Origin of the sequence: Actinomadura chokoriensis (genome assembly GCF_039529475.1) — a bacterium.
Taxonomy (GTDB): Bacteria; Actinomycetota; Actinomycetes; order Streptosporangiales; family Streptosporangiaceae; genus Spirillospora; species Spirillospora bangladeshensis.
In genome coordinates, this window is record NZ_BAAAMW010000012.1 from 22,858 (window position 1) to 48,054 (window position 25,197).

Below are 25,197 nucleotides of genomic sequence, written 5' to 3' on the forward strand. Positions count from 1 at the left end.
GGCGATTGGAGCCCTCGTGACACTGAGCCGCCGTCATATGCTCAAGGCCGGAATAGCGGGCGGCGCGGCCGTGCTCGGAGGGTTCGCCACGGCGGGGCCGGCGTGGGCCGCCTATCCCCGCACCCCGGAGCTCAACCCGTATCCGGGCGGCGAGGACGGTGCGGTCGTCGCGCTGCGCCGGGCCCTGGACGACGCCGCGAACGGCATCTGCGGGCTGGCCGGGCGCGACGCCGAGGGCCGCGTGATCGTCCGGGCCAAGCCGGGGCACCGGTACACCCTGCGGGCCAACCTCGTCGTCCCCGGCAACACCTGGCTCGACGCCGCGGACGCCCGCTTCATCGCGAACTTCGTCTCCTCGGGGACGTCCCACACCATGGTGCTCAACCATGTTCCCAGCGCGACGACGGGCGGCTATGCGGCGCCGGGGAACATCAAGATCACGGGCGGCTCGTGGGATCCGACCTGGTACTACCTCCAGGGCGTGACGGGCGGCGACTTCGACACCGCCGCGCCGGCCCCCGCGATGAACGTCATCACGATGGAGCACACGTCCAATGTCGAACTGGACGGCATCACCATCTACAACGTGAAGTGGTGGCATGCGATCGAGCTGAACGCCGTGCGCACCGCGACCGTGAAGAACTGCAATCTGTACGGCTGGGTCGCGGCTCCCGACGTGGGCCTCTGGCACGGAGAGGCGGTTCAGCTCGACATCGCCGGCAGCGGCAATACATGGGCCGGCGCCAAGGACAACACCCCCTGCACGGACATCCACGTCACGGGCAACAATTGCGGTCCCTCGGGTTCCAAGCCGGGCTGGGGCGCGCTGATCGGTTCACATACCGCCGTCCCGAATGTGCGCCATTCCCATGTGCTGATCGAGAACAACACGGTGACCGGCTCGCGATGGGACGCGATCACTCCGTTCAACACCGAGCAGCTCACCATTCGCGACAATGTGATCACCGACTGCCATGGCGGTGTTTACGTGCGGGGTGCGAACTCCGGCGTGAATCCGCTCACCACCGTGGAGATCACCGGCAACACGGTCGGGCCGCTCAGCGGGACGGGAAGGTGGGGTGTCGGCGTCACCGCCTATACGCAGGACGCGCCCATCAACGACATCCTGGTGTCCGGGAACACCGCCCCCTCCTTCAACTACATCAATCCCCAGTGGCTGAGCTTCCGGCAGCCTCCGCAGACCTGAGGCCGCCGGAAGGCCATCGCTCAGCCGGTGTTCTGGAGGCCGGCGGCCACGCCGTTCACGGAGAGCAGGAGCAGGTCTTCCAGGTGGGCCCGCTCCTCGTCGCTCTCCACGCCCGCGCGGAGCGCCTTCAGGGCTCGTAGCTGCAGGTGGGAGAGGGCGTCCACGTAGGGGTTGCGGAGTTCGACCGCGCGGGAGAGGACCCGGCGGTTCTCCAGGAGGCGTTCGTGGTCCGTCACCGCCAGGACGAGGCGGCGGGTGCGGTCGTACTCGGCCAGGACGGTCTCGGAGAGCTCCGGGCGCTCGCCCAGCGCCAGGTACCGCTCGGCGATCGCCCGGTCGGACTTGGCGAGGCTCATCTCCGCGTTGTCGAGCAGGGTGTTGAACAGCGGCCACGCCTCGTACGCCTCGCGCAGCTCGGCCAGGTCGCGGCCGTCGTCGGAGACGGCCGCGAGGCCGCTGCCCAGGCCGTACCAGCCGGGGAGGTTGACGCGCGTCTGCGTCCAGGCGAACACCCAGGGGATGGCGCGCAGGTCCTCCAGACCGCGGGCGGCCTTGCGGCGGGCGGGACGGGAGCCGATGCGCAGCTCGGAGATCTCCTCCAGCGGGCTGACCCGCGCGAACCAGACCGCGAAGTCGTCGGTCTCGATGAGCCCGCGGAACGCCGCCTTCGCCGCGTCGCCGATCTTGTCGGCGAGGGGCCGGAAGCGGGCGGCGGCCTCGCGGGCGCGGTCCTGGACCGGGTCGGTCGAGGCGAGCAGGACGGCGCTGGTGACCTGCTCGACGTGCCGGCGCGCGATCTCCCGGTGGCCGTAGCGGGCGAAGATGACCTCGCCCTGCTCGGTGACCTTGAAGCGGCCCGCGACCGAGCCGGGCGCCTGGGCGAGGATGGCGCGGTTGGCGGGGCCGCCGCCGCGGCCGAGCGAGCCGCCGCGGCCGTGGAACAGCGTCAGCGTGATGTCGTGGCGGGCCGCCCACGCGGCGAGGGCCTCCTGCGTGTCGTACAGGCGCAGGGTCGCGCTCGTCGGGCCGAGCTGCTTGGCGGAGTCGCTGTAGCCGAGCATGACCTCCATGCGGCGGCCGGTCTCGTCCAGCCGGCGGCGCACGGCGGGGATCTCCAGCATCCCTTCCAGGACGGCGGGGGCGTGCTCCAGGTCCTCGCCGGTCTCGAACAGCGGGATCACGTCCAGCACGGGCGCGCCGTCGCCGAGGGACGCGGCGAGGGCGTGCACGTTCGCCATGTCCTCGGCGGAGCGGGTGAAGGAGACGATGTAGCGGTGGCAGGCGCGGACGCCGAAGCGCCCCTGGATCCAGGCCACCACGCGGAGCGTGTCGAGGATCTCCTCGGTCATCTCCGAGCGCGGGCCGCCCGCGCGGACCTCCGCCAGGGCCTTCTCGTGCAGCTCGGAGTGCTGGCGGATCTCCAGCTCGGCGAGGTGGAAGCCGAACGTCTCGACCTGCCAGATCAGCTGCTGGACGCGGCCGTAGGCCTGCCGGGCGGCGCCCGCCGCGGCGAGGGAGTCCTGGACGGTGCGCAGGTCGGCGAGCAGCTCGTCCGGGGACGCGTAGGCCAGGTCGGCGTCGCGCTCGCGGGTCGCGGCGATGCGGGCGGCGGCGTACAGCAGCAGCTGGCGGTGCGGCTCGCCGGGCGAGCGCTTGCCGATCTCGCCGATCAGCCGCGGGTGCGCGGTGCGGGCGGCGGAGACGGCGTTCAGCAGGGCCGGCGCGGCGGGCGTGGTGATCTCGTGGACGGTCAGCTCCCGGCCGATCCGCGCGCACGCCGCCTCCAGGGCGCGCAGCACGTGCTCCGCCTGGATCATGACGGCGTCCCGGGTGACCTGCGCGGTCACGTAGGGATTGCCGTCGCGGTCGCCGCCGATCCAGCTGCCGAACCGCAGGTACGGGCGGGCCTTCGGCGGACGGGTCCCGGTGTCCGCGCCGTCGAGCGCGCGGTCCAGCGACCGGTAGATGTGCGGGACGACCCGGAAGATCGTCTCGTCGAACGCGGCCATCGCCGTGCGGACCTCGTCCAGCGGGTCGAGCTGGGTGTGCCGGCGCAGCGCCGTCCGCCACAGCAGGTCGATCTCCTCGCGGAGGCTGCGTTCGGTCTCCTCCCGCTCGGACGCGCCGGGCGCCTCGTTCAGGTGCGTGAGCAGGTCGCTGATCCGCTGGATCGCGGTGACGACGGCGCGGCGGCGCGCCTCGGTCGGGTGCGCGGTGAAGACGGGCCGGAACTCCAGGCCCTCGACGATCCCGTCGAGGCGGCCGTCGCCGGACGCCTCGATCTGCTCGATCGCGGCGGCGACGGAGCCGGGGACGGTGTCGCCGGTGTCGCGCTCGCGCAGCGTCCGGATGCGGTGGTGCTCCTCGGCGAGGTTCGTCAGGTGGAAGTAGACGGTGAACGCGCGGGCGACCTGGCCGGCGCGCTCCAGCGTCCAGCCGTCGACGAGGGCGGCGACCTCCTCGATCCCCGTCTCGCCGCGGCGGGCGGCGATCACCGCGTGGCGGAGCCGCTCGACGTCGTCCAGCAGCTCTTTGCCGCCGTACTCCACGAGCCCGTCGCCGAGCATGGCGCCCAGCAGCCGGACGTCGCGGCGCAGCGGTTCGGGCATGTCCTGCCGAAAGGTGTCTCGCGTCTTCGTAGCCACCCGACAAGCCTAACGAGCGGTGCCGGGGCGGGTCCGGTCCCGGTCACCGGCACCCGGCCGCGTGCGCGGAATCAGCGTGCGGTTACCCTGACCGGCATGGCGATGGAAGCCCCTGAACCGCCCGTGGACTTCGACATCCACACCACGGCGGGAAAGATTGCGGACCTGGAGCGGCGCCGGTACGAGGCGGTGAACGCCGGTTCGGCGCGCGCCGTCGAGAAGCAGCACGCCAAGGGCAAGATGACGGCCCGAGAGCGGATCGACGCGCTGCTCGACCCCGGCTCGTTCGTCGAGTTCGACGAGATGGCGCGGCACCGCTCGACCAACTTCGGGATGGAGAAGAACCGGCCCTACGGCGACGGCGTCGTCACTGGGCACGGCACGGTGGACGGGCGCCCGGTCGCGATCTTCAGCCAGGACTTCACCGTCTCCGGCGGCTCCCTCGGCGAGGTGTTCGGCGAGAAGATCGTCAAGGTCATGGACCACGCGATCAAGACCGGCTGCCCGGTGATCGGCATCAACGACTCCGGCGGCGCGCGGATCCAGGAGGGCGTGGTCGCGCTCGGCCTGTACGCGGAGATCTTCAAGCGGAACGTGCACGCCTCCGGCGTGATCCCGCAGATCTCGCTGGTCATGGGGCCGTGCGCGGGCGGCGCGGTGTACTCGCCGGCGATCACCGACTTCATCGTCATGGTCGACCAGACGTCCCACATGTTCATCACCGGGCCGGACGTGATCAAGACGGTCACCGGCGAAGAGGTGACGATGGAGGAGCTGGGCGGCGCGCACTCGCACAACTCCAAGTCCGGTGTGGCCCACTACCAGGGGTCGGACGAGGACGACGCGATCGAGTACGTCAAGGCGCTGCTGTCCTACCTGCCGTCCAACAACCTGTCGGACGCGCCCGCGTTCGACGTGCCGGTGGACGTGACCGAGCTGGACGAGGAGCTCGACACCCTCATCCCCGACTCGCCGAACCAGCCGTACGACATGCACACCGCGATCGAGCGGGTGCTGGACGACGGCGAGTTCCTGGAGGTCCAGGAGCAGTTCGCGCCCAACATCATCATCGGGTTCGGACGGGTCGAGGGGCACTCGGTCGGGATCGTCGCGAACCAGCCGATGCAGTTCGCCGGGACGCTCGACATCGACGCGTCCGAGAAGGCCGCCCGGTTCGTGCGGACCTGCGACGCGTTCAACATCCCGGTGCTGACGTTCGTGGACGTCCCCGGCTTCCTCCCCGGCACCGACCAGGAGTGGAACGGCATCATCCGGCGCGGCGCGAAGCTGCTGTTCGCCTACGCCGAGGCCACCGTCCCGCTCGTCACGATCATCACGCGGAAGGCGTACGGCGGCGCCTACGACGTCATGGGGTCCAAGCACCTCGGCGCCGACGTCAACCTGGCGTGGCCGACCGCGCAGATCGCGGTGATGGGCGCGCAGGGCGCGGTGAACATCCTGTACCGGCGCGACCTCGCCGCCGCGGACGACCCGGACGCCCGCCGCGCCGAGCTGATCACCGAGTACGAGGACACGCTCGCCAACCCCTACATCGCGGCCGAGCGCGGCTACATCGACAACGTGATCAAGCCGTCGGAGACGCGCGGGCAGGTCGTCCGGGCGCTGCGCGCGCTGCGCGAGAAGCGCACGACGCTGCCGCCGAAGAAGCACGGGAACATCCCCCTGTGATGCGGACACGCCCGGAAGGTCAGGTTTCGTGAGCGCCGAGCAGAAGCCGTTCCTGCAGATCGTCCGGGGCGACCCGGGCCCGGCCGAGATCGCGGCGCTGGTCGCCGTGCTCACCGCCCGCGCCCGGGCCGCCGCCGCGGCCCGCGACGGCGGCGGACCGGCGCGTCCGTCCCGGTGGGCGGACCGTTCCCGGCTCGTCCGCAACACGTTCGCGGGCGACCTCGGACCGCGCGGACCGGGCGCCTGGCGGGCCAGCGGGCTGCCCCGCTGACCCCGTCCGCCCGGCCGCGGGCCCGCCGTCGCGCGGGCCTCCGCCGGGCCGTCAGAAGCGACATGTAACCGTGGTTCGAGCCCAGCAGGGGCCTTCGCACGAATAGGGTGGAAGGCCATGGCCACCTCGGAGTACGTTGCCCAGCCCGCGCGATACGCGATCTTCGTCGACGCGGGGTACCTCTACGCGGCCTCCGGTGCCCTGCTGCTCGGCTGCGGATCCCGGCGCGAGTACCGCGTCGCCGCGGAGAAGCTGATCAAGGCTCTGACCGACCACGCCGACGAGCAGCGGCGCGGCGAGCTGCTGCGGGTGTACTGGTTCGACGCGGCGCCAAAGAAGCAGCCCACGGTCGACCAGCGCGTGATCGCCAACCTGCCGCTGGTGAAGCTGCGGCTCGGCAACCTGAACGCGCAGGGGCAGCAGAAGGGCGTGGACGCGCAGCTGCGCGCCGACCTGGAGGCCCTCGCCCGGCACCGCGCGATCACCGACGCGGTGCTGCTGGCCGGCGACGAGGACATGCTGCCCGCCGTGGAGGCCGCGCAGCGTTACGGCGTCCGCGTGCACCTGTGGGGCGTCGAGCCGACGCACGGCTCCAACCAGGCCGAGTGGCTGGTATGGGAGTCCGACACGGTCGAGGTGCTGCCCGCCGAGTTCCTCCGCCCGTACTTCACCAAGGCCAAGGTGCTGCCGGTGCCCGCGCCGGGCAGCGCCGCCGCCATCAAGGACGCCGCGGCCGCCGCGCAGCGCGCCAACCCCGTCCCGTCGCCGTCGCAGGTGTTCGCGGGCAAGCCGCCCGCGGTCAAGCCGGTGCCCGCCGCCGTCCGCCCCGGGGTCCCGGTGACCGGGGCCGTGACGCCCGCCACGGTGGCCGCGTCGCTGAACAACACCGCGCAGGCCGACGGCAAGCTCGGCCCCGACCGCGACCACATGCTGGAGATAGGCGAGCACGTCGCGCAGAAGTGGATCTTCGAGCGGGGCCGGGACAACATCCGCGACCTGCTGCCCGGCCCGATCCTGCCGCCGGTCATCGACAAGGAGCTGCTGATCGAGGCCGAGAAGGAGCTGGGCTCCTCGCTGCGCCCGTACCAGGAGGCCCGCACCTGGCTGCGGGACGGCTTCTGGGAGCGCGTCTACCGCGAGTTCGGCATCGGCATCGGCAAGTCCGACTGACCGCCGCCTTCACGGGGGCGCGGGGGGCACGCTGCCCCGGTCATCCCGGATCGCGGTGGTTCGTCCGCCGCAAGGGTGCCGGTTCGCGAACACGTTTGGCGATTGTCCGGGCACTGCGCGTCGTCTCTCGGTAAGGTCCCCGCCGTGACTGGGGGGTGACCGTGCGTGCAATCCAATGAGCGACGTCCACTGCCCGCCGCGATCCTGTCCGCCGCGGCCCTCGTGCTGGGCTGCGGTGTCCTGTCCGGGTGCGAGTCGCCCGTCGCGTTCCACCGGCCCGGGAAGAGGTCGCCGGACGATCCGGTGGTGGGGCTGGGCGCGCCCGCCCCGTACCTGAGCCCGCGGCCGGGCGCGGCGGCGAAGGACCCGCCCGCCGCACCGCCGGTCGCACCGGCCGGCGGACGCGTCTACGCCGCGACCGGCCCGGGGATGATCGCGCCGAACGCGCGCGGGATGCCGCCGCGGATCTACGTCGCGAACGGCCGGGTCATCGACGTCGTCGATCCCGAAGCGGCGCGGATCACGGGGCGGTTCCGCGTCGGAGCGTCCGCGTCGCGGGTGGTCCCGTCGTGGGACCTGCGGCGGCTGTGGGCGGCCGACGGCGCGCACGGCCTGCTCGTCCCGGTCGGGCCGCGCAGCGGGCGGCGCGGGCGTCCGGTCAAGGTCACCGGCCCCGCCGGGCTCTACTTCACGCCGGACGGGCGGGACGCGCTGGTCCTGGCGCGGGGGCCGCGGCGCATCGACGTCCGGAACCCGCGCACGATGAGGCTGCGGGCGTCGGTGCCGATGCCGTGCTCGGCGGGCCACGCCGATTTCTCCGCCGGGGGCGCGTCCCTGGTGGCGACGTGCCCGGCTGCCGGAGCGCTCGCCCGCATCGACCTCGCCGGCCGCCGCCTCTCGGGGACGATCCGGCTGCCGGACGGCGCACGGCCCGGCGACCTGCGGCTCTCCCCCAGCGGCGCCGTGTTCTACGTCGCGGACGCGGCCAAGGGCGGCGTGTGGCTGGTCAACGCCCGCGCGTTCACGCCGCTGGGCTTCGTGCCGACCGCGCCCGGCGCCCGCGGCCTCGCCATCAGCCGGGACGCGCGGCGCCTGTTCGTCGTGGGCGGCGGCAGCCTCACCGCCGTCGACTTCCGGACGCGGCGCGTCGTGTCCCGCTGGCCGCTGCCCGCCGGCCACTCCGTCCCGGGCGGGGTGTCGTCGGACGGGACGGCCCTGTGGCTCGCCGACCGCGCCGGCCTCGTCTACGCGGTCTCCACCCGCACGGGCCGCGTCGTCCGGAAGATCTGGGTGGGCGGCCGCCCCACGGCCCTCTGCGTCCACCCGCAACCGGGCCGCTACTCGCTCGGCGGCACCGGCCTCTACCGCTGACCCGCCCCAGTCCGCTGCCCCACCCCGCCCCGCTGCCCCACCCCGTTCCGTTCCGTTGACCTGCGGCGTGTTGTTGTTATGAGGGCGCCCATAACAACAACACGCCGCAGGTCAACGTTGGCGGCTCAGCGGGAGCCTACGCGGTACCAGTCGGGGATCAGTTCCTCTACGAGCGCTTCCGTCTCTGGTTGGAGCTGGTCGTGGTACGGGTTCCGGGCCAGGCGGGAGCGCAGCTCGTCCACGGCCACACGGACCTGCTCGACGTCGCCGGTCGCGTGGGTCGCGCGGAGCAGGTCGCGCCACAGGCCCTCGTCCTCGGGCGCGAGCCGCAGCCCGGCGCGGGCCGCGCCGACCGCGCCGCGCGGGTCGCCCTCCTCCAGCCGCAGCACGACGAGCCGGTGCGCGACGTCGATGACCCGCGCGGGCGTCTCGTACTCCAGCTCGTGGTCGGCGAGCCACGCGTACCGGCCGCGCGGACGGTCGGCGAGCAGCGGCCCGCGGACGAGGTCCAGCGCGTACGCCATGTAGGCGGTCTCGGACGCGGGCTCGGCCGCCGACCGCCACACCAGCCAGCGGAACGTCGCGACGTCGACCCGCACCTCCGAGCCGAGCCTGATCCGGCCGCGCTCGTCGTAGTACAGGTTGGGGCGGCCGCGCGCGTCCCGGCCGAGCCAGTCCGACACGCGCGCCACGCACGCGTCGCGGACGCCCGCGCTGGCGCCGCGCGGCCAGATCGCGCCGGACAGCACCGTCGGGTGGACGCCCTCCGGGTGCGCGGCGAGGAACACCAGCAGCTCGGTGCAGAGTTCGCGGCGGCTCCCGTCCATCGGGCCCGGCGCGTCGACCTCGGTCGGGCCGAGCAGCCGGATGTCGACCGAGGTGTGCTGCGCCGACGGCGGCTCCGCCCCGCCGGTGAGGCCGGGGAGCGGCACGGAGTCGAGCCGCCCGGCGGTGCGGAACAGCTCGAACACGCCCCGGTAGTCGTCGTCGCGGACGAGCTGCGCGTCGACGTCGAAGCCGAGCACGCCGGCCTGGAGGCGCCCGGCGGCGTCGACGTCCCACGTCCAGGTGGCGCCCTGCACGTCGCCGGGGACGATGTAGCCGGCGGCCATCCGGGTGCCGGTGCGGGCGAGCGCGACGAGCCGGTCGGCCTCCCGCTCGTCCGGGCGGTCCGCCATGATCAGGTAGTGCGGCATCCACGCCTCGCCGAACACGCCGCGGCAGCGTCCGGTGAGCACCGAGTCGACGCCGGACGCGGCGAGCGCCTGCCGCACCTCCTCGCTGCGCCCCTCCAGCTCGGGCAGCGCGTCCAGCAGCGTCGGGACGGACCGGACGCGGTCCGGCGCGATCTCGGTGAGGCCCTCGCCCAGTTCCGCGTCGAACCCGACGAGCGTGATCCGCATGTGGTCGGACCAGCGGTTGGTGGCCAGCTCCAGCGCGATCGCCGACAGCGCCGCGCGGCGGGCGTCCTCGTCGCCGCGCAGCGCGATCAGCCCGTGCGCGGCCTCCAGGTCGACGAGGATGCGGCCGTTGGCGTTCGTGCCGATCGACACGAGGCCCGGGTAGGGGGCGAGGACGTCGCCGAGGCCCGCCGCCTCCAGCATCGGCAGCGCGTCGCCGCGCAGCCGCCACACCTGGCCGTCGTCGAACGCCTGCCAGGGCGCGGGCGGGTTCCGGTCGGCGGGCGCGATCCACAGGTCGAGGCTGCCGCGCCCGATGTGCACGCCGTAGACGGTCGGGAGCGCCCGGCCGCCCGCCGCCATCGACTTGGACATGTGCCGCAGCCCGAGGTCGAGGAGCGTGGCGGCGTCGTCGTCGGCGCCGATCCGCAGCGCCCGCTCCGCCTCGGCCGCCTCCCCCTCCGGCCGGACGACCATGTGCCCGAACGCGCGGTTCCACAGCTGGGTGCGGCGGCGCCGGCCGAGCACGGCGAGCAGCCCGGCGGCGGCCAGCGACGCCGCGGCGAGGCCCTGCGGCCAGCCGATGTCGAGCGACGCGCCGGTGTCCTCCCCCTGCGGGGAGCCCTGGCCGGGGACGTCCGCGCCGCCGGTGCCCGCGTGCCCGCCCATCTCACCGGACGGCCCCTCGGCGTGCGCGGGCGGATGCGCGGGCTCGGACTCGCGCGGCGCGGCCTGCTCGGGCGGCTGGCTGTGCTCGGGCGCCTGGCTGTGCTCGGGCGCCTGGCTGTGCTCGGGCGTCTGGGTCGGCTGCGGGGCCTCGCTCTGCTCCGGCGCCGGGGTCTGTTCTGGTTTCCGGCTCTGTTCGGGGGCCGGGGTCTGCGGTGCCGGTGAGGCGGGCGGCGCCTGCGCGGCCGGGGGCTGCGCGGCCGGGGGCTGGGCCTGCTGCGGCGGCGCCGGTTCGGGCTGCGGTGCGGGCTTCTCCGGCTCGTCCGGGACGGCGTGCCCGTAGCGGAAGTAGTCGTGCAGGTCCTTGACCGGGACGACCTTGGCGCCCTTCGCGTCCGCCGGCATCTCCAGGATCCAGCCCGGACGGATCAGGCTCGCGATCGTCAGCCGCGTCCCGTCCGGCTGGATGTGGTTCTTGTTGAGGGAGTAGATCTCCTTGTAGCGGCGGCCCTCGCCGAGGCACTTCTCGGCGATCTCCCACAGGCTCTCGTGGTGGCGCCCCTCCGGCGGCTGCACCCGGTAGATCTTCGTGGTGGCGGACTTCTCCACCGGGTTCGCGGTGAGGTCCTCGGCGATCCGGTCGGCGGCGGCCGCGTGCTCGGGCGCGTCCGGGACCTGGTGGAACGCCGCCGCCTGCGGCTCCATCCGCACCGGGGCCGACGCCGGCGGGCGCTGCGACAGGCCCCCGGCGGAGAACGCCGGCATGATCGTGGTGGTGGCGGTGAACAGCAGGAGCGCGGCCACGACGAGCCGGTGGACGAGCGACTGCGTCCCGCCCGCGAGCGGCACCCGCGCGGGCACGCCGACGCCGCGGATCCCCGCGTACAGCTCGACGACCACGCACGCCGCGAGTTGCAGCCACGCGAGCCACACGAGCGCGACGAGGATCGCGAGCAGCGACCCCGGCCCGATCCGCTGGGTGAGGTCCGACGCGGTCGGCACATGATCGGGCAGCGGCGACCCGAACAGCGTGAGCAGGGCGAACGGGACACCGGCCATCAGCGCGGCCAGCGCGGCGACCGCGCCGATCCCGGCGAGCACGTCGCCCGCGCCGCGGCGCCCCTTCACCCGGACGGGCGTCCGCCGACCCTGCCGCGTCACCATCGCGTCCCTGCCGTTTCCCCGGCCGTCGCGCCGGAGGTCGCCCTCATGGTAGATCCGTTCTCCCGTTCGATCACGGGCCTTCTCCCTCGGTGACCGGGCGGGCGGTCGCGCTGGACGTCATCCGGAACGCGCCGAAGCCGGGGATGATGCCGAGGAGCTGCGGTTCCACGCTGATCTGGACCGTGACCGCGACCTCCTGGTCATTGGCGTCGCACTGGGACGCGGTGACCTCGTCGGGGTAGGCGGCGAGCAGGTCGCACGCCGCCGCGCGGGCCCGCCCCGGGTCGAGGACGGGCTTGCCCGTGTCGCGGAGGACATCGGTGTCGATCTGGTTGGCGCCCGCCCGCGCCGCCTGCTCGGCCATGTCGGCGGCGCGCTGCCGGGCGTGGATGGCGAGGCCGCCGTCCACGAGCAGCCCGGCCAGCAGCAGGACGACCGGCGTGAACAGCACCGTGTACATCGCGATCGTGCCCCGGTCACCGCGGTCCATCCGGTCAGCGCAGTCCGCCCGGTCGCCGTGTTCGGGCCTCATGGCGCCGCCCCCGGGTCGTCGGCGCCGCCCCCGTCCGTGCCCCGGTTGGTGTAGGTGTCGACGGGCGCGATCGCGTGGCCCTGCAGGCGCTTGGTGCCGGGCAGGCCGATGAACGCGAGGTCGCCGAGGTCGACGTCGCAGGTGACGGTCACGCCGACCCGTCCGCCCGGCCCCCAGTGGGACACGTCGGTCTGGACGACGGGGCCGCCCGAGCACCAGTCGGTGCCGCGCATCCCGGCGGCGGCGGTCTCGGCGGCGAGGCTCTGCGCGGATCCGGCGCCGCGCGCGATGGACGCGGCGCGGGCGGCATCCCGTGCGGCGCCGTCCACCTGGCTCTTGGCGTCCACCATCCGGCCGGCGCCGGCGAGGAAGAGCAGGAACGCGATGAAGATGGGCGTGACGATGACCATCTCCAGCGACATGGATCCGCGGTCCGTCACGGGCCCGCCCCCCGCTGGCAGGCGGTGCCCGAGCCGACGTCGGGGCGGAAGCACTCGATCGGCCCCTGCGACCGCTGCGACACGTGGAACGTCATGAACGGGACGACCTGGACGGCCTCGCCGCTGACCTCCACCCACCGCTCGTCGTTCTCCTCCCCCGCCCGCACCTGGAGCCCGGACAGCAGGTCCGGGCCGATCTCGCGGACCGACCCGGTCGCCTTCGCGGTCGCCGCACCCTCCCAGCCGCCCCCGACCGGGGACGTCCGCGCGACGCGCGCGCCCGCCTGCGCGGCGGCGAGCGCGACGTGCCGGGCGTGGAACACCATGGCGAACTGCACCACGACGAGCATCACCAGCAGGAGGATCGGGGTGAGCAGCGCCCACTCCATCGACGACACGCCCGCGTCCGACCGCAGCCGGGACGCGAGCCGTTCCGGGGACCGCATCGCGGGTCAGCCCGTGTTGATGCTGTTGGCCTTGTCCTGGATCTTCTTCTGGATCACCGCGCCGATGGTGATCGCGATCAGCGCGAGGATCGCGGTGATGATCGCCCACTCGATCGCGGACGCGCCGCGGCTGCGCTCCTCCTCCGACCGCAGCCGCGCCATCCGGACGCCGAGCACGGCGCGCCAGTACAGGACGGACGGATGGTTCAGCGGATTGAGCGGATTCATCGGACACCTCCACGGGGTTCGGGGGCAGGCCCTGAGGTCATGACGCGAGCACCCGCATCAGGGCCGGGTAGGCGAGGAAGATCAGGAATCCGGCGCACAGGAACAGCTGCGCGACGAGCATCGACTGGGAGCGCTCGCCGGCCTTGCCCTCCAGCTCCGACAGCTCGCGGCTGCGCATCGAGGCGGCGCGGGCGGCGAGCGACTTGCGGATCTGCGCGCCGTCGTCGGAGACCAGCGCGAGCGCCCCGGCGAGGTCGCGCAGCTCGGCGATGTCGAGCTCCTCGCCGAGCCGGCCGAGCGACTGCCAGGGCGTCTGCCCGGTGATGCGGGCGTTGGACAGCGCGTCCCGGATGCGGTGCATCGCCCAGCCCTCGCCGACGTTCGACGCGGTCATCAGCGCCTCGGGGACGCCGCGCCCGCCCGCGAGGTTCATCGAGACGAGGTCGAGGAACGCGCCGACGACGTGCCGGAAGTCCTGCCGGCGGGCCTGCGCCTCCTGCCGGAGCTGCATGTCGGGGAAGAAGAAGAACAGCACGGCGAACAGCACGCAGATCCACGCGGGGACGGCGACGGACGAGCCGAGCCCGAGCAGCGTGAAGTAGGCGACGATCAGCGGGATGACGAGCAGCGCGGCGGCCGGCAGCAGGAACTTCGTGGCGAGGAACGCCTCCAGCGACCGCTCGGTGATGGCGAGGTCGGCGCGGACCGACCGGAGCCGCCAGCCGCGCGCCTCGCAGAACCGGGCCATCTCCCGGCCGATCCGGGCGCGCATCCCGCCGACCCGCTCCAGCGTCGGTGACGTGTTCCGCCCCCATGGCTGCGCCCCGCCACCCCCCGGCCGACCGAGCTGCTGCTCCTCCAGGTCGCGGCGGCGGGCCGCGTCGAGCGCGGCCATCCGCGCGGCGAGGCCGGGACGGGCCGGGAACAGCGCCCGGACGAGCACGTACACGCCGAGGCCGACGACGGCGCCCGCGATCATCGCGGCGTTCACGGCGCGCCACCCCCGCCCGCGTCCATCGTGTGCCGGCCGCGCAGCGGGGGCTCCTTGTTCTGCCAGCCCGCCACCGTGCTCGGCACCTCGCCCGGCACGCCCGGCTCGGCCGTCCGGCGCGGCTCGCTGAGGAACCGGCTCGGCAGCTCGTACCGCGACAGCCGCCGCAGCCACAGGAACGCCGCCCCGTACAGGGCGACGACGATGCACAGGACGAGCTGCCCGAGGAAGTCGTCGTACGGCTCGACGTAGGAGTGGTTGAACACGGCGAGGGCGAGGGCCGTCCCGACGGAGACGGCGACGACGATGCGGACGCTGCGCCGGGTCGCGCGCCGGTCGGCCTCGACGCGGCGCCGCATGTCCAGCTCGGCGCGGGCGGACGTCGCGAGCGCGCTCAGCATGTCGCGCAGGCCGGGGCCGCGCAGCTTGGCGTTCAGGATCAGCGCGGCGATCACCAGGTCGGCGGACGGGTCGTCGAGGTCGTCGGCGAACCGGCGCAGCGCCTCCGGCATCGGGACGCGGGTGTGCAGCCGGTCGACGAGGTTGCGGAGCGGCTGCTGCAGGGCGGGCGCGGCGGCGCGCTGCGAGGCGGGGATGGCCTGCTCCAGGCCGACGGCGCCGGCGATCGTGTCGCGGAGCGACTCCGTCCAGCCGGCGAGGCCCTCCAGCCGGGCCATGCCGCGGCGCTCCTCGGCGGCGCCGCCCGCGAGCCCGTCCCAGGCGAGGACGAGCACGCCGGTGCCGACGGCCGCGATCGGCCAGCGGGTCAGGATCAGGACGAGGAAGCCGACGATGACGGCGAGCGCGGTGCGGGTCGTGAGGGTGCGGACCAGGTCCTCGCGGCTGCGTCCGCGGGCGGGCCTCGTGCGGGCCGGCAGCCCGCGCAGCGCGACGACCAGCAGCAGGAGGCCGCCGCCGGCCAGGGCGCCCGCGACGATGGCGAGGAGCACGTCCGGCGAGTACATCACGCCTCGCCCCCGCTCACCCGGAACCCGCTCACCCGGAACCCGCTCACCAGGCACCTCCGGCCGACGGGTCGTAGCCGTACTCGGCCAGCTCGGCGACGCAGGAGATCGGCGCGGCCGGGACGGCGGCCCCGCCGCTCCCGAGCGCGAACACCTCCGACGACAGGACCCGCCCGTCCACGCCGGTGACCTCCCGGACGCTGGACACGTACCGGCGCAGCCGCCCCCCGGACGCGTACTCGTTGCGCTTCTCGATGAACACGACGAAGTCGATCGCGCCCGCGATCAGCATGTGGGTCGCCTCGACCGGCAGCCGCTCCTCCGACTGGATCGCGTACGTCGCGACGCGGTTGAACACCTCCACCGACGAGTTCGCGTGGATCGTCGACAGCGACCCGTCGTTGCCCTGCGTCATCGCGTTCAGCATCGTGACGATCTCGTCGCCGAGCACCTCGCCGACGATCACGCGGGACGGGTTCATGCGCAGCGACCGGCGCACCAGCTCCGCCATCGAGATCGCGCCCTGCCCCTCGGAGTTCGGGAGGCGCTGCTCGAACGCGACGCAGTTCGGGTGCAGCTCGGGGAAGGCGTCCAGGCCGAGTTCAAGGGCGCGCTCGACGGTGATCAGCCGCTCGTTCGGCGGGATCTCGTTGGCGACCGCGCGCAGCAGCGTCGTCTTCCCCGCGTTCGTCGCGCCCGCGATCATGATGTTCTTGCGGGCGAGGACGGCGGCGCGGAAGAACTGCCCGACCTCCTGGCTGAACGTCCCGTTGCCGACGAGGTCGGCGAGGAACACCTTGCCGAGCCGGGCGCGGCGGATCGACAGCGCGGGGCGGACGGTCACGTCCATCACGGCCGAGAGCCGCGAGCCGTCCGGCAGGCGCAGGTCGAGCTGCGGGTTCGCGGTGTCGAACGGCCGCGACGACAGCCCGCTGTAGGCGGCGAGGATCTGGATCAGCTCGACCAGTTCCTCGTCGCTCTCGGCGACCGGCTCGCCCATCACCTCGCGGCCGTCGGCGTAGCCGATGAACACGCGGTCGCAGCCGTTGATGTCGATGTTCTCGATCTCGGGGTCTTCGAGGAGCGGCTGGAGCCGGCCGACGCCGAACAGCGCCGCGTGGACACCGGCGGCGAGCGCCTCCTCCTCCTCGGCGTTCGGCGGGCGGCGCCCGGAGGTGATCTCGCCGCGCGCGAACTCCTCCAGCACCTGGCCGATGAGCGCGCGGGCGAACTGCCGCTCGTCCTCCCCGGACATCGGCGGCAGCCCGTTCGCGGCGTCCAGCCGGCGCTGCTGCGCCAGCCGGTCGCCGACCTCCTGGCGGAGGCGCTTGACGAGCCCGTGGTCCATCTAGCGCCTCCCCTCCTGCGGAACGCCGGCCGGCACCTGCGGCGGCGCCGGCGCGGCGGGCGCGGCCGCGGGCGGCGGGGCGAGCCGGCCGACCAGGTCGGCGGCGACCTCGCGCGCCGAGCGGATGAGCAGCGACCGGTCCAGCCGGCCGCCCCACTGCCCGGACAGCAGGTCGGCGCCCTTCGGGTCGAGCGCCAGGCCGCCGAGGACGGTCACGCCGGGCGGCGGCGGGCCCAGCGCCGGGTCGGGCGCCTGGCCGCGGCCGCGCGCTCCCGCGATGATCCGGTCGACCTCGGCGACCGAGCCGCGGAAGTCGCGCGGGTCGGCGAGCACCAGCACCCCGATCGGCGGGCCGCCGCGCAGTTCCTCGGTCAGCGCGCCGACGCGCTCGCGCAGGTGCGCGACCTGTTCGAGGGTGGCGCGGGTGAGCAGGACGACCATGTCGGCCTCCCGCAGCAGGTCGGTCAGCGGGGTGCCGGCGCCGAGCCGCCCGCAGTCGGCGATCACGTCCACCGGGGCGAGGCCGGCGAACGCGCGCCCGAGCGGCCCCCACAGCCACGTCATCGCCTGAGCCTGCTCGGCGTTGGTGATCCCGACGAGCACGTCGAGGCCGCCGACGAGCCGCTGGCAGTGCTCGGCGATCTGGTCGGGGCGCAGGCCGCGGCGGGCCGTCGCGGCGAGGCTGAGCAGGCCGCGGGACGGGTTGAGCATGCCGCCGTCCCCGTCGCCGTCGCCGCTCTGCGGCGCGGCGGGCAGCCGGTACACGAGGTCGCCGCCCGCCTGGTCGCACTCCGCGACCAGCACGGGACGCGGCCACACGGCGCCGAGCGCGACCGCCGCGGTCGTGACGCCCGGCGCCCCCTTGTCGGCGGCGAGCGCGATGAGAGCCACCGTCAGTTACCGCCCGTGCCCGGGGACTGCGGGCCGCCCTGGTTCGGCGTACCGCCCTGGTTCGGCGTGCCGCCCGGTACGGGCTCGACCCCGCCGGACTCCTGCTTGTTCTGCTTCTGCTGCCTGTCCTGCTTGGCGGGCGGCGCGGACACCTTCGTCCCGTCCGGGACCAGCGCGAGCGCGACCGCCCCGGCGGACGCCGCCTGCGCCACCTGCGCCGCGTCCGCCGGCAGGACGGCGACGTCCACGCTGGTCTGGTCGGAGCGCAGCCGGGTCGGGCCGCCGTCGTCCCCGGCGCCGACCCCGACGACGATGGCGTCCTGGGCGAGGACGGTCCCGGCACGCGGGCCGCCGTTCTGCCCGTTGCCGACCGCGTAGAGGATGACGTGCTTGCCCTGCACGAGGTCGCGGGTCGGGGCCTGGCCCGGCTTGAGCGCGAGGCCGACGACGACGCGGCCGTTCTCGGGGGCGTCCGACTTGCTGATCATGCCGTTGGTCAGCAGCGCGCCCGGCACCAGCCGGACCGCCGCGACGTGCCCGGTCACCTTGGCGCGCTCCGACCAGGCGAGGAACTGGATGCCGGTGTCGCCGATCTGTACCTCTTCGAGGGCGCTCGCCGGGATCTGCTGCCCGGCCGCGACCGGCTGCGCGATGCGGATCGCCGACACCCGCTCGCCGCTCGCCATCACCAGGTAGGCGCTGGCGAGGGCGCCGCCGAGGATCAGCAGCACCGCGAGGGCCGCGAGCGCGGGCTTGCGCTCGCGCGGGGAACTCGGAAGCCGCTGCCCCCCGGAGGTGCCGAGCCCGGACCGGCCGAGCCCCGCCGTCCCGCCGGACGGCCCCGCCGCGCCACCGCCGGAGACGGTCGACTGGTTGGCCTTCATCGCGCTGCCCACGCGCTCCTTCCCGCCCTCCCGCGGACCCCGTCCCGGGACGTCCGCGCACACCGAGCGATCCATGCTTGCGGGGGCGGCAAGGTCCCGTCAATGGATTCGGTGATGTGAAGCGGTCACGTATCGGGGGCTACCGCGGTGACCTGCGAATTCATTGGCCACATGAGTACTTACCACCAGTCACATGCGTCACTGACCACATGCTGGACATCGCGCGGCGGCCCGGCGGACCCCGCGGCGAGGGCCGCGCGAGGGCCCCGGCAGGCCCGGCGGTGTCAGTGTTTCAGGCCGACGAGGCGGCCGAGCAGGGCCATCGTGTGGTCGAAGTAGGCGGCCCGTTCCTCGATCACGTTGTTGAATTGACCGAACAATTCGAAGCTGACCGTTCCGTACAAACCGGCCCATGCGGTGAACGCCCGGGTGATCACGTCGGCGGGGAGGTCCATGGACAGCGCGGAGCGCGCGCGGGCCATGTCCTCGGCGAGTGAGGGCGGGGCGGGCGGGCACGGCCCGGCGGGGTCGAGCGCGCCGGCGGCGTGGGCCTCGGTGATGATGCGGGTGAAGACGACCGTGTCGCGGACGGCGGCGGGGACGGTGTCCTCCGGCGCCTTGTAGCCGGGGACGGGCGACCCGTACAGCAGGGCGTACTCGTGCGGATGCGCCAGCGCCCACTCCCGGACGGCCCGGCACACGGCGAGCCAGCGTCCGGTGAAGTCGCCGGCGTCGGCCTTCGCGTCGGCCCGCTCGACGGCCTCACCGACGGCGTTGTACCCGTCGATGATCAGCGCGGTCAGCAGGTCGTCGCGGCTCGGGAAGTACCGGTAGATCGCCGACGACACCATGCCCATCTCGCGGGCGACCGCGCGCAGGGACAGCCCCGTCGCGCCCGCCGTGGCCAGCTGCCGCCGCGCGATCTCGGTGATCTCCCGGATCAGCTCCGCCCGAACCCGTTCCCGTGCCGTCCCGCCTGCGCTCATGCGGCCAGGCTAGCAGAGCGACGCACTGAATCGAGAGCACTGCTCTTGACATCACCGCTCTCTGGAGAGAGCATTGCTCTCGAAACAGAGCACCGACCCAAGGAGACGGCCATGCCGAACCCGGCGACCCTGCACGACGAGTACGCCCCCCGGTTCGCGGTGGTCGGGCCCGGCCGCGAGCTGAGCTGGACGGGCAGCCTCCTGGGCCTCTACCGGGCCGTCGACCGCATGGTCCTGGCGGCGCTCAAGAGCCACGTCGAAAGCCGCGCCTGACGGCGCGCACCAACCATCAGCGAAGGAGAAACACCATGGGAAAGCATGTGATCGTCGGCGCGGGGCAGGTCGGAACGCACCTGGCCGAGCGGCTCGTCCGGATGGGGCATGACGTCACCGTCGTGACGCGGTCGGGGTCGGGGCCCGAGGGGGTCGAGCGGATCGCCGCCGACGTCGCCGACCAGGCCCGGCTGACCGAGGTCGCCAAGGGCGCCGACACGCTCTACAACTGCGTGAACCCGCGGTACCACCGGTGGGTGCAGGACTGGCCGCCGATGGCGTCGTCCTTCCTCGGGACCGCCGAGGCCACCGGCGCGGCGCTGGTGACGCTCAGCAGCCTGTACGGGTACGGGCCGGTCGACGGGCCGATGACCGAGGACCTGCCGCTCGCCGCCACCGGCACCAAGTCGCGGGTGCGGGCCCAGATGTGGCGGGACGCCATCGCCGCGCACGAGGCGGGGCGCATCCGGACCACCGAGCTGCGCGCGTCCGACTACTACGGGCCGGGCAGCACCGACCAGGCGTACATCGGCGAGACGCGGTTCGTGAAGCCGCTGCTCGCGGGCAAGCGGGTGCTGTACTTCAGCGACCCGTCCGTCCCGCACGCCTGGACGTACCTGCCGGACGTCGCCGAGGCCCTCGCGATCGCGGGGACGGACGAGCGGGCGCTGGGCCGGCCGTGGCACGTCCCGACGGGCCCGGCCGTGTCGACGCTGCACGTCGCCGAGCGGCTGTGCGCGATCGCCGGCGCGCCGGAGCCGCGGGTCACCGAGGCGCCGCGCCCCCTGTTCAACGCGCTCGGACTCGTCTCGCCGCTGCTGAAAGAACTGCGCGAGACCCGCTACCAGTTCGACCGGCCGTACATTCTGGACTCTTCCGCGTTTCAGTCGACGTTCGGGATGGCTCCGACGCCGCTGGACGACGCCCTCAAAACGATCGTCGCCGCCTACCGGAAAACCGAGGGGAGCGGTAATTAAGCTGAACGATATTTCCGGAGACGTCGGAGGCTCGGATGCGGATCTCGTTCACTGCGCTGACCGGCGGCGGACCTCGCGATGTCGTGATAAATGTCGATTCCGAGGCCACCGTGGCCGGGGTCGCGCAATCGCTCGCCGCCACCCTCGACGGATCCGCGGCCGGATCCGCGCCGGCCCCCGCGCCCCGGTTCTCCAAGGCCGCCCTCCTCGCCAAGGACGGGCACGGCCTCGCGCGGGACGGCCTCGCCCGCGACGGCCTGGCCCGTGACGGACGCGGCCAGCGCAAGGCCCTCTGGATGGACGGCCGGATGCTCGACCCGCAGGCCCTCGCCGTCAAGGAGCTGCGGGACGGCGCCGTCGTCGCGGTCGAGCAGCGGACCGCCGCCGCCACCGTCCTCGCCGAGCCGACCGGCCTCGTCGAGGTCCGGGTCGTCGGCGGGCCGGCCGCCGGGTCGGTGCACCGGCTCGGGCTCGGCACCAGCACGATCGGGTCCGGCCGGGACGTGGACGTGGTGCTCGACGACCCGTCCGTCCCGGCCCGGTCGCTGCGGCTCACGGTCGGGCGCGAGACCGTCGAGGTCGAGGCGTCCGCGATGACGATGCAGGGCACCGCCAGGCTCGACGGGACGCCGCTCGGCGCGAAGACGGTCTGGCCGGTGGGCGCCATGCTCTCGGTGGGCGGCAGCGTGCTGGCGCTCGCGCCGAGCGCCGCGCCCGACACCCATCTGGAGCCGCTGCCCGAGGGCGGGCTGGCGTTCAACCGGCCGCCCCGGCTGCGTCCGGCGCACCGGGCGCGGACGCTGGACGTCCCGCAGCGCCCCGAGCGCAACCCGCGCGAGCGGCTCCGGCTGTTCGGCGCGCTGCTGTTCTCGGCGTTCGGGCTGGTCATGGCGTTCGCGCTCGGCCAGTGGTGGTGGGCGCTGTTCGCGCTGGCCTGGCCGGTGATGACGCTCGGCGAATGGGTCGGCGACCGGCTGCACGGCCGCAAGTCGTACAAGAAGGCGCTGAAGGAGTACCACCGCAAGGCGGGCGAGTTCGACGGCGAGATGGAGCGGCTCCGGCGCGAGGACGAGGCCGAGCGGCGCGGCCTGCACCCCGACCCGGCCGAGGTGCTGCTCACCGCGACCGGGCCCCGGCGGCGCCTGTGGGAGCGGCGCCGCGGCGACGCCGACGTCCTGCACCTGCGGGTCGGCCTCGCCGACCTCCCCGCCCGCATCGAGCTGACCGGTGATCCGGGCGAGGCGGAGGTCCCGGCCGCCCGGCAGGTCCCGGTGGCGCTGCCCCTCGCCGACCTCGGCGTCATCGGGCTGACCGGGCCGCGGCACGCGTCCCGCGGGCTGGCGCGGTGGCTGGTCGCGCAGGCCGCCGTCCTGCACAGCCCCCGGGATCTCGCGATCGTCGTCCTGTCCGCCGACCAGCGGGCCGGCGACGCGTGGAACTGGGTGCGCTGGCTGCCGCACTGCGCACCCCGCGAAGGCGAGGACTGCGTCGCCCTCGTCGGGACCGACCCGGAGTCGGCCGCGCACCGCGTCACCGAACTCGCGATCCGGGTGACGGAGCGGCGGCGCGCCGCGCAGGCGGAATCGTCGTTCTTCGGGCAGGAAGGGGCGTCGGCCGTCCCGTACAACATCCTGATCGTGCTGGACGGCGCGCGCGCGTTGCGCCGCATACCCGGCATGCCGATGCTCCTGTCGCGAGGCGCCGAGTACGGCATCTACGCCATCTGCGTGGACGACGAGGAACGCCTCCTCCCGGAGGAATGCCAGGCCGTCGCCGCGTGGGAGCCGCAATGGCCTTCGCTGATCCGGCTCCAGGGGCAGGGGCTCGACGCGGTCGGCCCCGTGGTCGCCGACCAGGTCTCGGCGGTCTGGGCCGATCGGGTGGCGCGCGCGCTGGCCCCCGTCCGGGACGTGTCCCGCGAGGACGCCGACGACTCGGTTCCGTCCGATGTGCGGCTGCTGGACGTCCTCGGCATGCCCGAGCCCACCGCCGACCACATCCTCCAGTCGTGGAACCGGACGGGCGGGCGCACCACCCGCGTCCCCATCGGGCTCGGGTCGGGGCAGCCCTACGAGGTCGACCTCCGCGCCGACGGGCCGCACGGCCTCATCGCGGGGACCACCGGCGCGGGCAAGTCGGAGCTGCTCCAGACGCTCATCGCCTCCCTCGCCGCCGCCAACCGCCCGGACGAGATGACGTTCGTCCTCATCGACTACAAGGGCGGCGCCGCGTTCAAGGACTGCGGGCGCCTCCCGCACACCGTCGGCATGGTCACCGACCTGGACGGCCACGCCACCGAACGCGCCCTGGAGTCCCTCGCCGCCGAACTCCGCCGCCGCGAGGAGATCCTGCTCGGCGCGGGCGCCAAGGACATCGACGACTACAACGACGTCCGCCTCACCGACCCGGCGCTGCCGACGATGCCGCGGCTCGTCCTCGTCATCGACGAGTTCGCCGCCATGGTCACCGAACTGCCCGACTTCGTCACCGGCCTCGTCGACATCGGCCGCCGGGGCCGGTCCCTCGGGGTGCACCTGATCCTCGCCACGCAGCGTCCCGCCGGGGTCGTCACCGCCGACATCCGCGCCAACACCAACCTGCGCATCGCGCTGCGCGTCACCGACCCGGACGAGTCCACCGACGTCCTCGACGCGCCGGACGCCGCGCAGATCTCCAAGACGACACCCGGCCGGTGCTACGTCCGCTCGGGGGTGTCGGCGCCGCAGCTCGTGCAGTCCGCGCGGATCGGGGGCCGCCGCCCCGGCGCCGGCGCGACCGCCACGGGCCCGACCATCCTGCCGCTCCCCTGGCAGGGCCTGGGCCACCCGCTGCCGTCCCCGCGGGAGGCCGCCGAGGACACGTCCCTCGCCACCGACCTGGGCGTCCTCGTCCAGGCGGTCGACGAGGCCGCCCGCCGCGCCGGCATCGCCCGGCAGCCGTCGCCCTGGCTGAACCCGCTGCCCGAGCAGATCAAGCTGACGGTCCGCACCGCCGCCGGCGGCTCCGTCGTGGACGTCCCGCCGATCCGGTTCGGCGTCACCGACCTGCCCGCCGTCCAGTCCCGCGAGGAGCTGACCCTCGACCTGGCCTCCGGCGGCCACCTCTACATCGCGGGCTCCGCCCAGTCGGGCCGCTCCACCGCGCTGCGCACCATCGCCGGCTCGCTGGCCTCGTCCTGCTCCCCCTACGACGCGCACCTGTACGCGATCGACTGCGGCGCGGGCGCGCTGCTGCCGCTGATCTCGCTGCCGCACTGCGGCGCCGTCGTCACCCGCGACCAGCTCGACCGCTGCGAACGGCTGCTCACCGCGCTGACCGCCGAGGTCGCCCGCCGCCAGCAACTGCTCGCCGAGGCCGGCTTCGCGTCCCTCGCCGAGCAGCGCGCCGCCGTCGCCGCCACCGACCGCCTCCCCTGGATGGTGCTGCTCCTCGACCGCTGGGAGGGCTTCCTCGGCGCGTTCGAGCACTACGACTACGGCCGCCTCGTCGACCAGGTGATCCGCCTCCTGCGCGAGGGCGCCGCCGTCGGCCTCCGCGCCGTCTTCACCGGCGACCGCTCCGGCCTCGGCGGCCAGATCTCCACGGTCTTCGACCGCCGCCTCATCCTGCGGATGGCCGACCCCAACGACTACGGCTACGGCGGCCTCCAGGACAAGCAGGTCCCCGCCGCCATGCCCCCCGGCCGCGCCCTGGAGCCCGCAGCCCCGGGCGCGCCCCCGCGCGAATCCCAGATCGGCCTCCTGGGGGACGACCCGTCCGGCACGTCCCAGGTCGCCGTCCTCCAGGAGATGGCCCGCGCCTGCGTCTCCCGCTACGGCCGCCTCCCCCGCCGCCAGCGCCCCCTCCACGTGGACGAACTGCCCGTCCGCGTCACCTACCGGGAGGCGATGTCCCTCGATCCCGAGTTCACGGCGCCGTCCCCCCTCTGGGCCCTGGTCGGCGTGGGCGGCGACACCCTCGCCCCCATCGGCATCGATCTGCTGAACGAGGGCCCCGGCTTCGCCGTGGCCGGCCCGCCCCGCTCAGGCCGCTCCACCACCCTGCGCACGATGGTCCAGTCGCTCCTGGACCCGTCCGTCGGCGGCGGCCTGGTCCCGGTGGTCCTGATCACGCCGCGCCGCTCGCCGCTCCGCCTCCTCGCCAGCCGTCCCGGCGTCCTGGGCCTCCTCACCTCCGACGCCGACCCGGACGACCTGGAGAACGCCATCGGCGACGAGCACCGCTTCGTCGTCGTCGTGGACGACGCCGAACTGCTCGACGAGACCGACCTGGACGACGCCCTCCGCGGCGTCCTGCGCACCGCCCGCGACGGCGAGCACGCCGTCGTCATCGGCGGCACCACCGCCGACCTGGGCCGCGGCTACCGCGGCTTCCTGTCCGACACCCGCCGCTCCCGCTCCGGCGTCCTGCTGTCCATCGAGTCCCCCGACGACGGCGACATGTTCGGCCTCCGCCTCCCCCGCAACGCCCCGCTGGGCGGCCCCACCGGCCGCGGCCTCTTCACCGCCACGGGCGTAACCACCCAAATCCAGGTAGCCCTACCACCCCCCACCACCACCGACTGACCACCCACCAACCGCCCGCCCCCGCCGCCCGCACGCGCACCCGCTACGTTGACCTGCGGCGTGTTGTTGTTATGAGCGCGCCGAAAAC

At 74.1% G+C, this 25,197-nt stretch carries 20 protein-coding genes; 8 read left to right on the forward strand and 12 right to left on the reverse strand.

From position 1 onward, the window contains the following. The first annotated feature begins 37 nt into the window (after positions 1 to 37). Positions 38 to 1,207 carry a right-handed parallel beta-helix repeat-containing protein gene (locus tag ABFX46_RS24540; RefSeq protein WP_346045551.1) on the forward strand — a complete coding sequence of 390 codons (1,170 nt, stop codon included), beginning with the start codon at positions 38 to 40 and terminating at the stop codon, positions 1,205 to 1,207. 20 nt (positions 1,208 to 1,227) lie between these two features. Here ABFX46_RS24540 and ABFX46_RS24545 read toward each other — a convergent pair whose 3' ends face one another. After that, the gene (locus ABFX46_RS24545) at positions 1,228 to 3,816 is read right to left on the reverse strand and encodes a phosphoenolpyruvate carboxylase (RefSeq protein ID WP_346045876.1); all 2,589 of its coding nucleotides are present in this window, start codon (positions 3,814 to 3,816) and stop codon (positions 1,228 to 1,230) included. A gap of 132 nt (positions 3,817 to 3,948) precedes the next feature. Between ABFX46_RS24545 and ABFX46_RS24550 the strand changes: the two genes are divergently transcribed. The 4 genes from ABFX46_RS24550 (at position 3,949) to ABFX46_RS24565 (ending at position 8,353) form a co-directional block, all read left to right on the forward strand. Continuing rightward, complete coding sequence (locus ABFX46_RS24550) at positions 3,949 to 5,541, forward strand: acyl-CoA carboxylase subunit beta (protein WP_346045552.1); 1,593 nt, start codon at positions 3,949 to 3,951, stop codon at positions 5,539 to 5,541. A gap of 28 nt (positions 5,542 to 5,569) precedes the next feature. Continuing rightward, on the forward strand, positions 5,570 to 5,812 hold the full coding sequence (locus ABFX46_RS24555; protein ID WP_346045553.1) for an acyl-CoA carboxylase subunit epsilon: 243 nt from the start codon (positions 5,570 to 5,572) through the stop codon (positions 5,810 to 5,812). Positions 5,813 to 5,929: 117 nt separating this feature from the next. Next, the gene (locus ABFX46_RS24560; RefSeq protein WP_131940400.1) at positions 5,930 to 6,982 is read left to right on the forward strand and encodes an NYN domain-containing protein; all 1,053 of its coding nucleotides are present in this window, start codon (positions 5,930 to 5,932) and stop codon (positions 6,980 to 6,982) included. Between the two features lie 165 nt (positions 6,983 to 7,147). After that, positions 7,148 to 8,353, forward strand: a complete 1,206-nt coding sequence (locus ABFX46_RS24565) for a YncE family protein (protein WP_346045554.1) — start codon at positions 7,148 to 7,150, stop codon at positions 8,351 to 8,353. Between the two features lie 125 nt (positions 8,354 to 8,478). On the opposite strand, the gene ABFX46_RS24570 is transcribed toward ABFX46_RS24565, so the two are convergent. The 11 genes from ABFX46_RS24570 to ABFX46_RS24620 form a co-directional block, all read right to left on the reverse strand. After that, the gene (locus ABFX46_RS24570) at positions 8,479 to 11,583 is read right to left on the reverse strand and encodes a BTAD domain-containing putative transcriptional regulator (protein WP_346045556.1); all 3,105 of its coding nucleotides are present in this window, start codon (positions 11,581 to 11,583) and stop codon (positions 8,479 to 8,481) included. A 70-nt stretch (positions 11,584 to 11,653) separates the two neighbouring features. Then, complete coding sequence (locus tag ABFX46_RS24575; protein WP_346045558.1) at positions 11,654 to 12,073, reverse strand: pilus assembly protein TadG-related protein; 420 nt, start codon at positions 12,071 to 12,073, stop codon at positions 11,654 to 11,656. 38 nt (positions 12,074 to 12,111) lie between these two features. Next, positions 12,112 to 12,555: a TadE family protein gene (locus ABFX46_RS24580; protein ID WP_346045560.1), complete on the reverse strand. Its 444-nt coding sequence runs from the start codon at positions 12,553 to 12,555 to the stop codon at positions 12,112 to 12,114. Then, a complete protein-coding gene (locus tag ABFX46_RS24585) occupies positions 12,552 to 13,001 on the reverse strand; it encodes a TadE/TadG family type IV pilus assembly protein (RefSeq protein ID WP_346045562.1) in 450 nt (149 codons plus the stop codon). Before ABFX46_RS24585 ends, ABFX46_RS24580 begins: the two co-directional genes overlap by 4 nt. A gap of 6 nt (positions 13,002 to 13,007) precedes the next feature. After that, positions 13,008 to 13,229 carry a Flp family type IVb pilin gene (locus tag ABFX46_RS24590; RefSeq protein WP_163063990.1) on the reverse strand — a complete coding sequence of 74 codons (222 nt, stop codon included), beginning with the start codon at positions 13,227 to 13,229 and terminating at the stop codon, positions 13,008 to 13,010. 37 nt (positions 13,230 to 13,266) lie between these two features. Then, entirely contained in the window at positions 13,267 to 14,220 is a 954-nt protein-coding gene (locus ABFX46_RS24595) for a type II secretion system F family protein (protein WP_346045564.1), read from the reverse strand. After that, complete coding sequence (locus ABFX46_RS24600; RefSeq protein ID WP_346045878.1) at positions 14,217 to 15,185, reverse strand: type II secretion system F family protein; 969 nt, start codon at positions 15,183 to 15,185, stop codon at positions 14,217 to 14,219. Before ABFX46_RS24600 ends, ABFX46_RS24595 begins: the two co-directional genes overlap by 4 nt. Positions 15,186 to 15,231: 46 nt before the next feature. Further along, on the reverse strand, positions 15,232 to 16,533 hold the full coding sequence (locus ABFX46_RS24605; protein ID WP_346045566.1) for a TadA family conjugal transfer-associated ATPase: 1,302 nt from the start codon (positions 16,531 to 16,533) through the stop codon (positions 15,232 to 15,234). Beyond that, on the reverse strand, positions 16,534 to 17,424 hold the full coding sequence (locus ABFX46_RS24610; protein WP_346045567.1) for a hypothetical protein: 891 nt from the start codon (positions 17,422 to 17,424) through the stop codon (positions 16,534 to 16,536). Between the two features lie 2 nt (positions 17,425 to 17,426). After that, the gene (locus tag ABFX46_RS24615; protein WP_346045568.1) at positions 17,427 to 18,320 is read right to left on the reverse strand and encodes a hypothetical protein; all 894 of its coding nucleotides are present in this window, start codon (positions 18,318 to 18,320) and stop codon (positions 17,427 to 17,429) included. Between the two features lie 272 nt (positions 18,321 to 18,592). Next, positions 18,593 to 19,294, reverse strand: a complete 702-nt coding sequence (locus ABFX46_RS24620; protein ID WP_346045569.1) for a TetR/AcrR family transcriptional regulator — start codon at positions 19,292 to 19,294, stop codon at positions 18,593 to 18,595. 111 nt (positions 19,295 to 19,405) lie between these two features. On the opposite strand from ABFX46_RS24620, the gene ABFX46_RS24625 reads away from it, so the two are divergent. Genes ABFX46_RS24625 through ABFX46_RS24635 form a run of 3 tightly spaced genes read left to right on the forward strand, consistent with a single transcriptional unit; the run spans position 19,406 to position 25,109 of the window. Next, on the forward strand, positions 19,406 to 19,567 hold the full coding sequence (locus tag ABFX46_RS24625) for a hypothetical protein (protein WP_346045571.1): 162 nt from the start codon (positions 19,406 to 19,408) through the stop codon (positions 19,565 to 19,567). Positions 19,568 to 19,602: 35 nt separating this feature from the next. Continuing rightward, a complete protein-coding gene (locus ABFX46_RS24630) occupies positions 19,603 to 20,544 on the forward strand; it encodes an NAD-dependent epimerase/dehydratase family protein (RefSeq protein WP_346045572.1) in 942 nt (313 codons plus the stop codon). 35 nt (positions 20,545 to 20,579) lie between these two features. Then, positions 20,580 to 25,109 (forward strand): type VII secretion EssC family protein, encoded by a 4,530-nt coding sequence (locus ABFX46_RS24635; RefSeq protein WP_346045574.1) that lies wholly within the window; start codon positions 20,580 to 20,582, stop codon positions 25,107 to 25,109. The last annotated feature ends 88 nt before the right edge of the window (positions 25,110 to 25,197 follow it).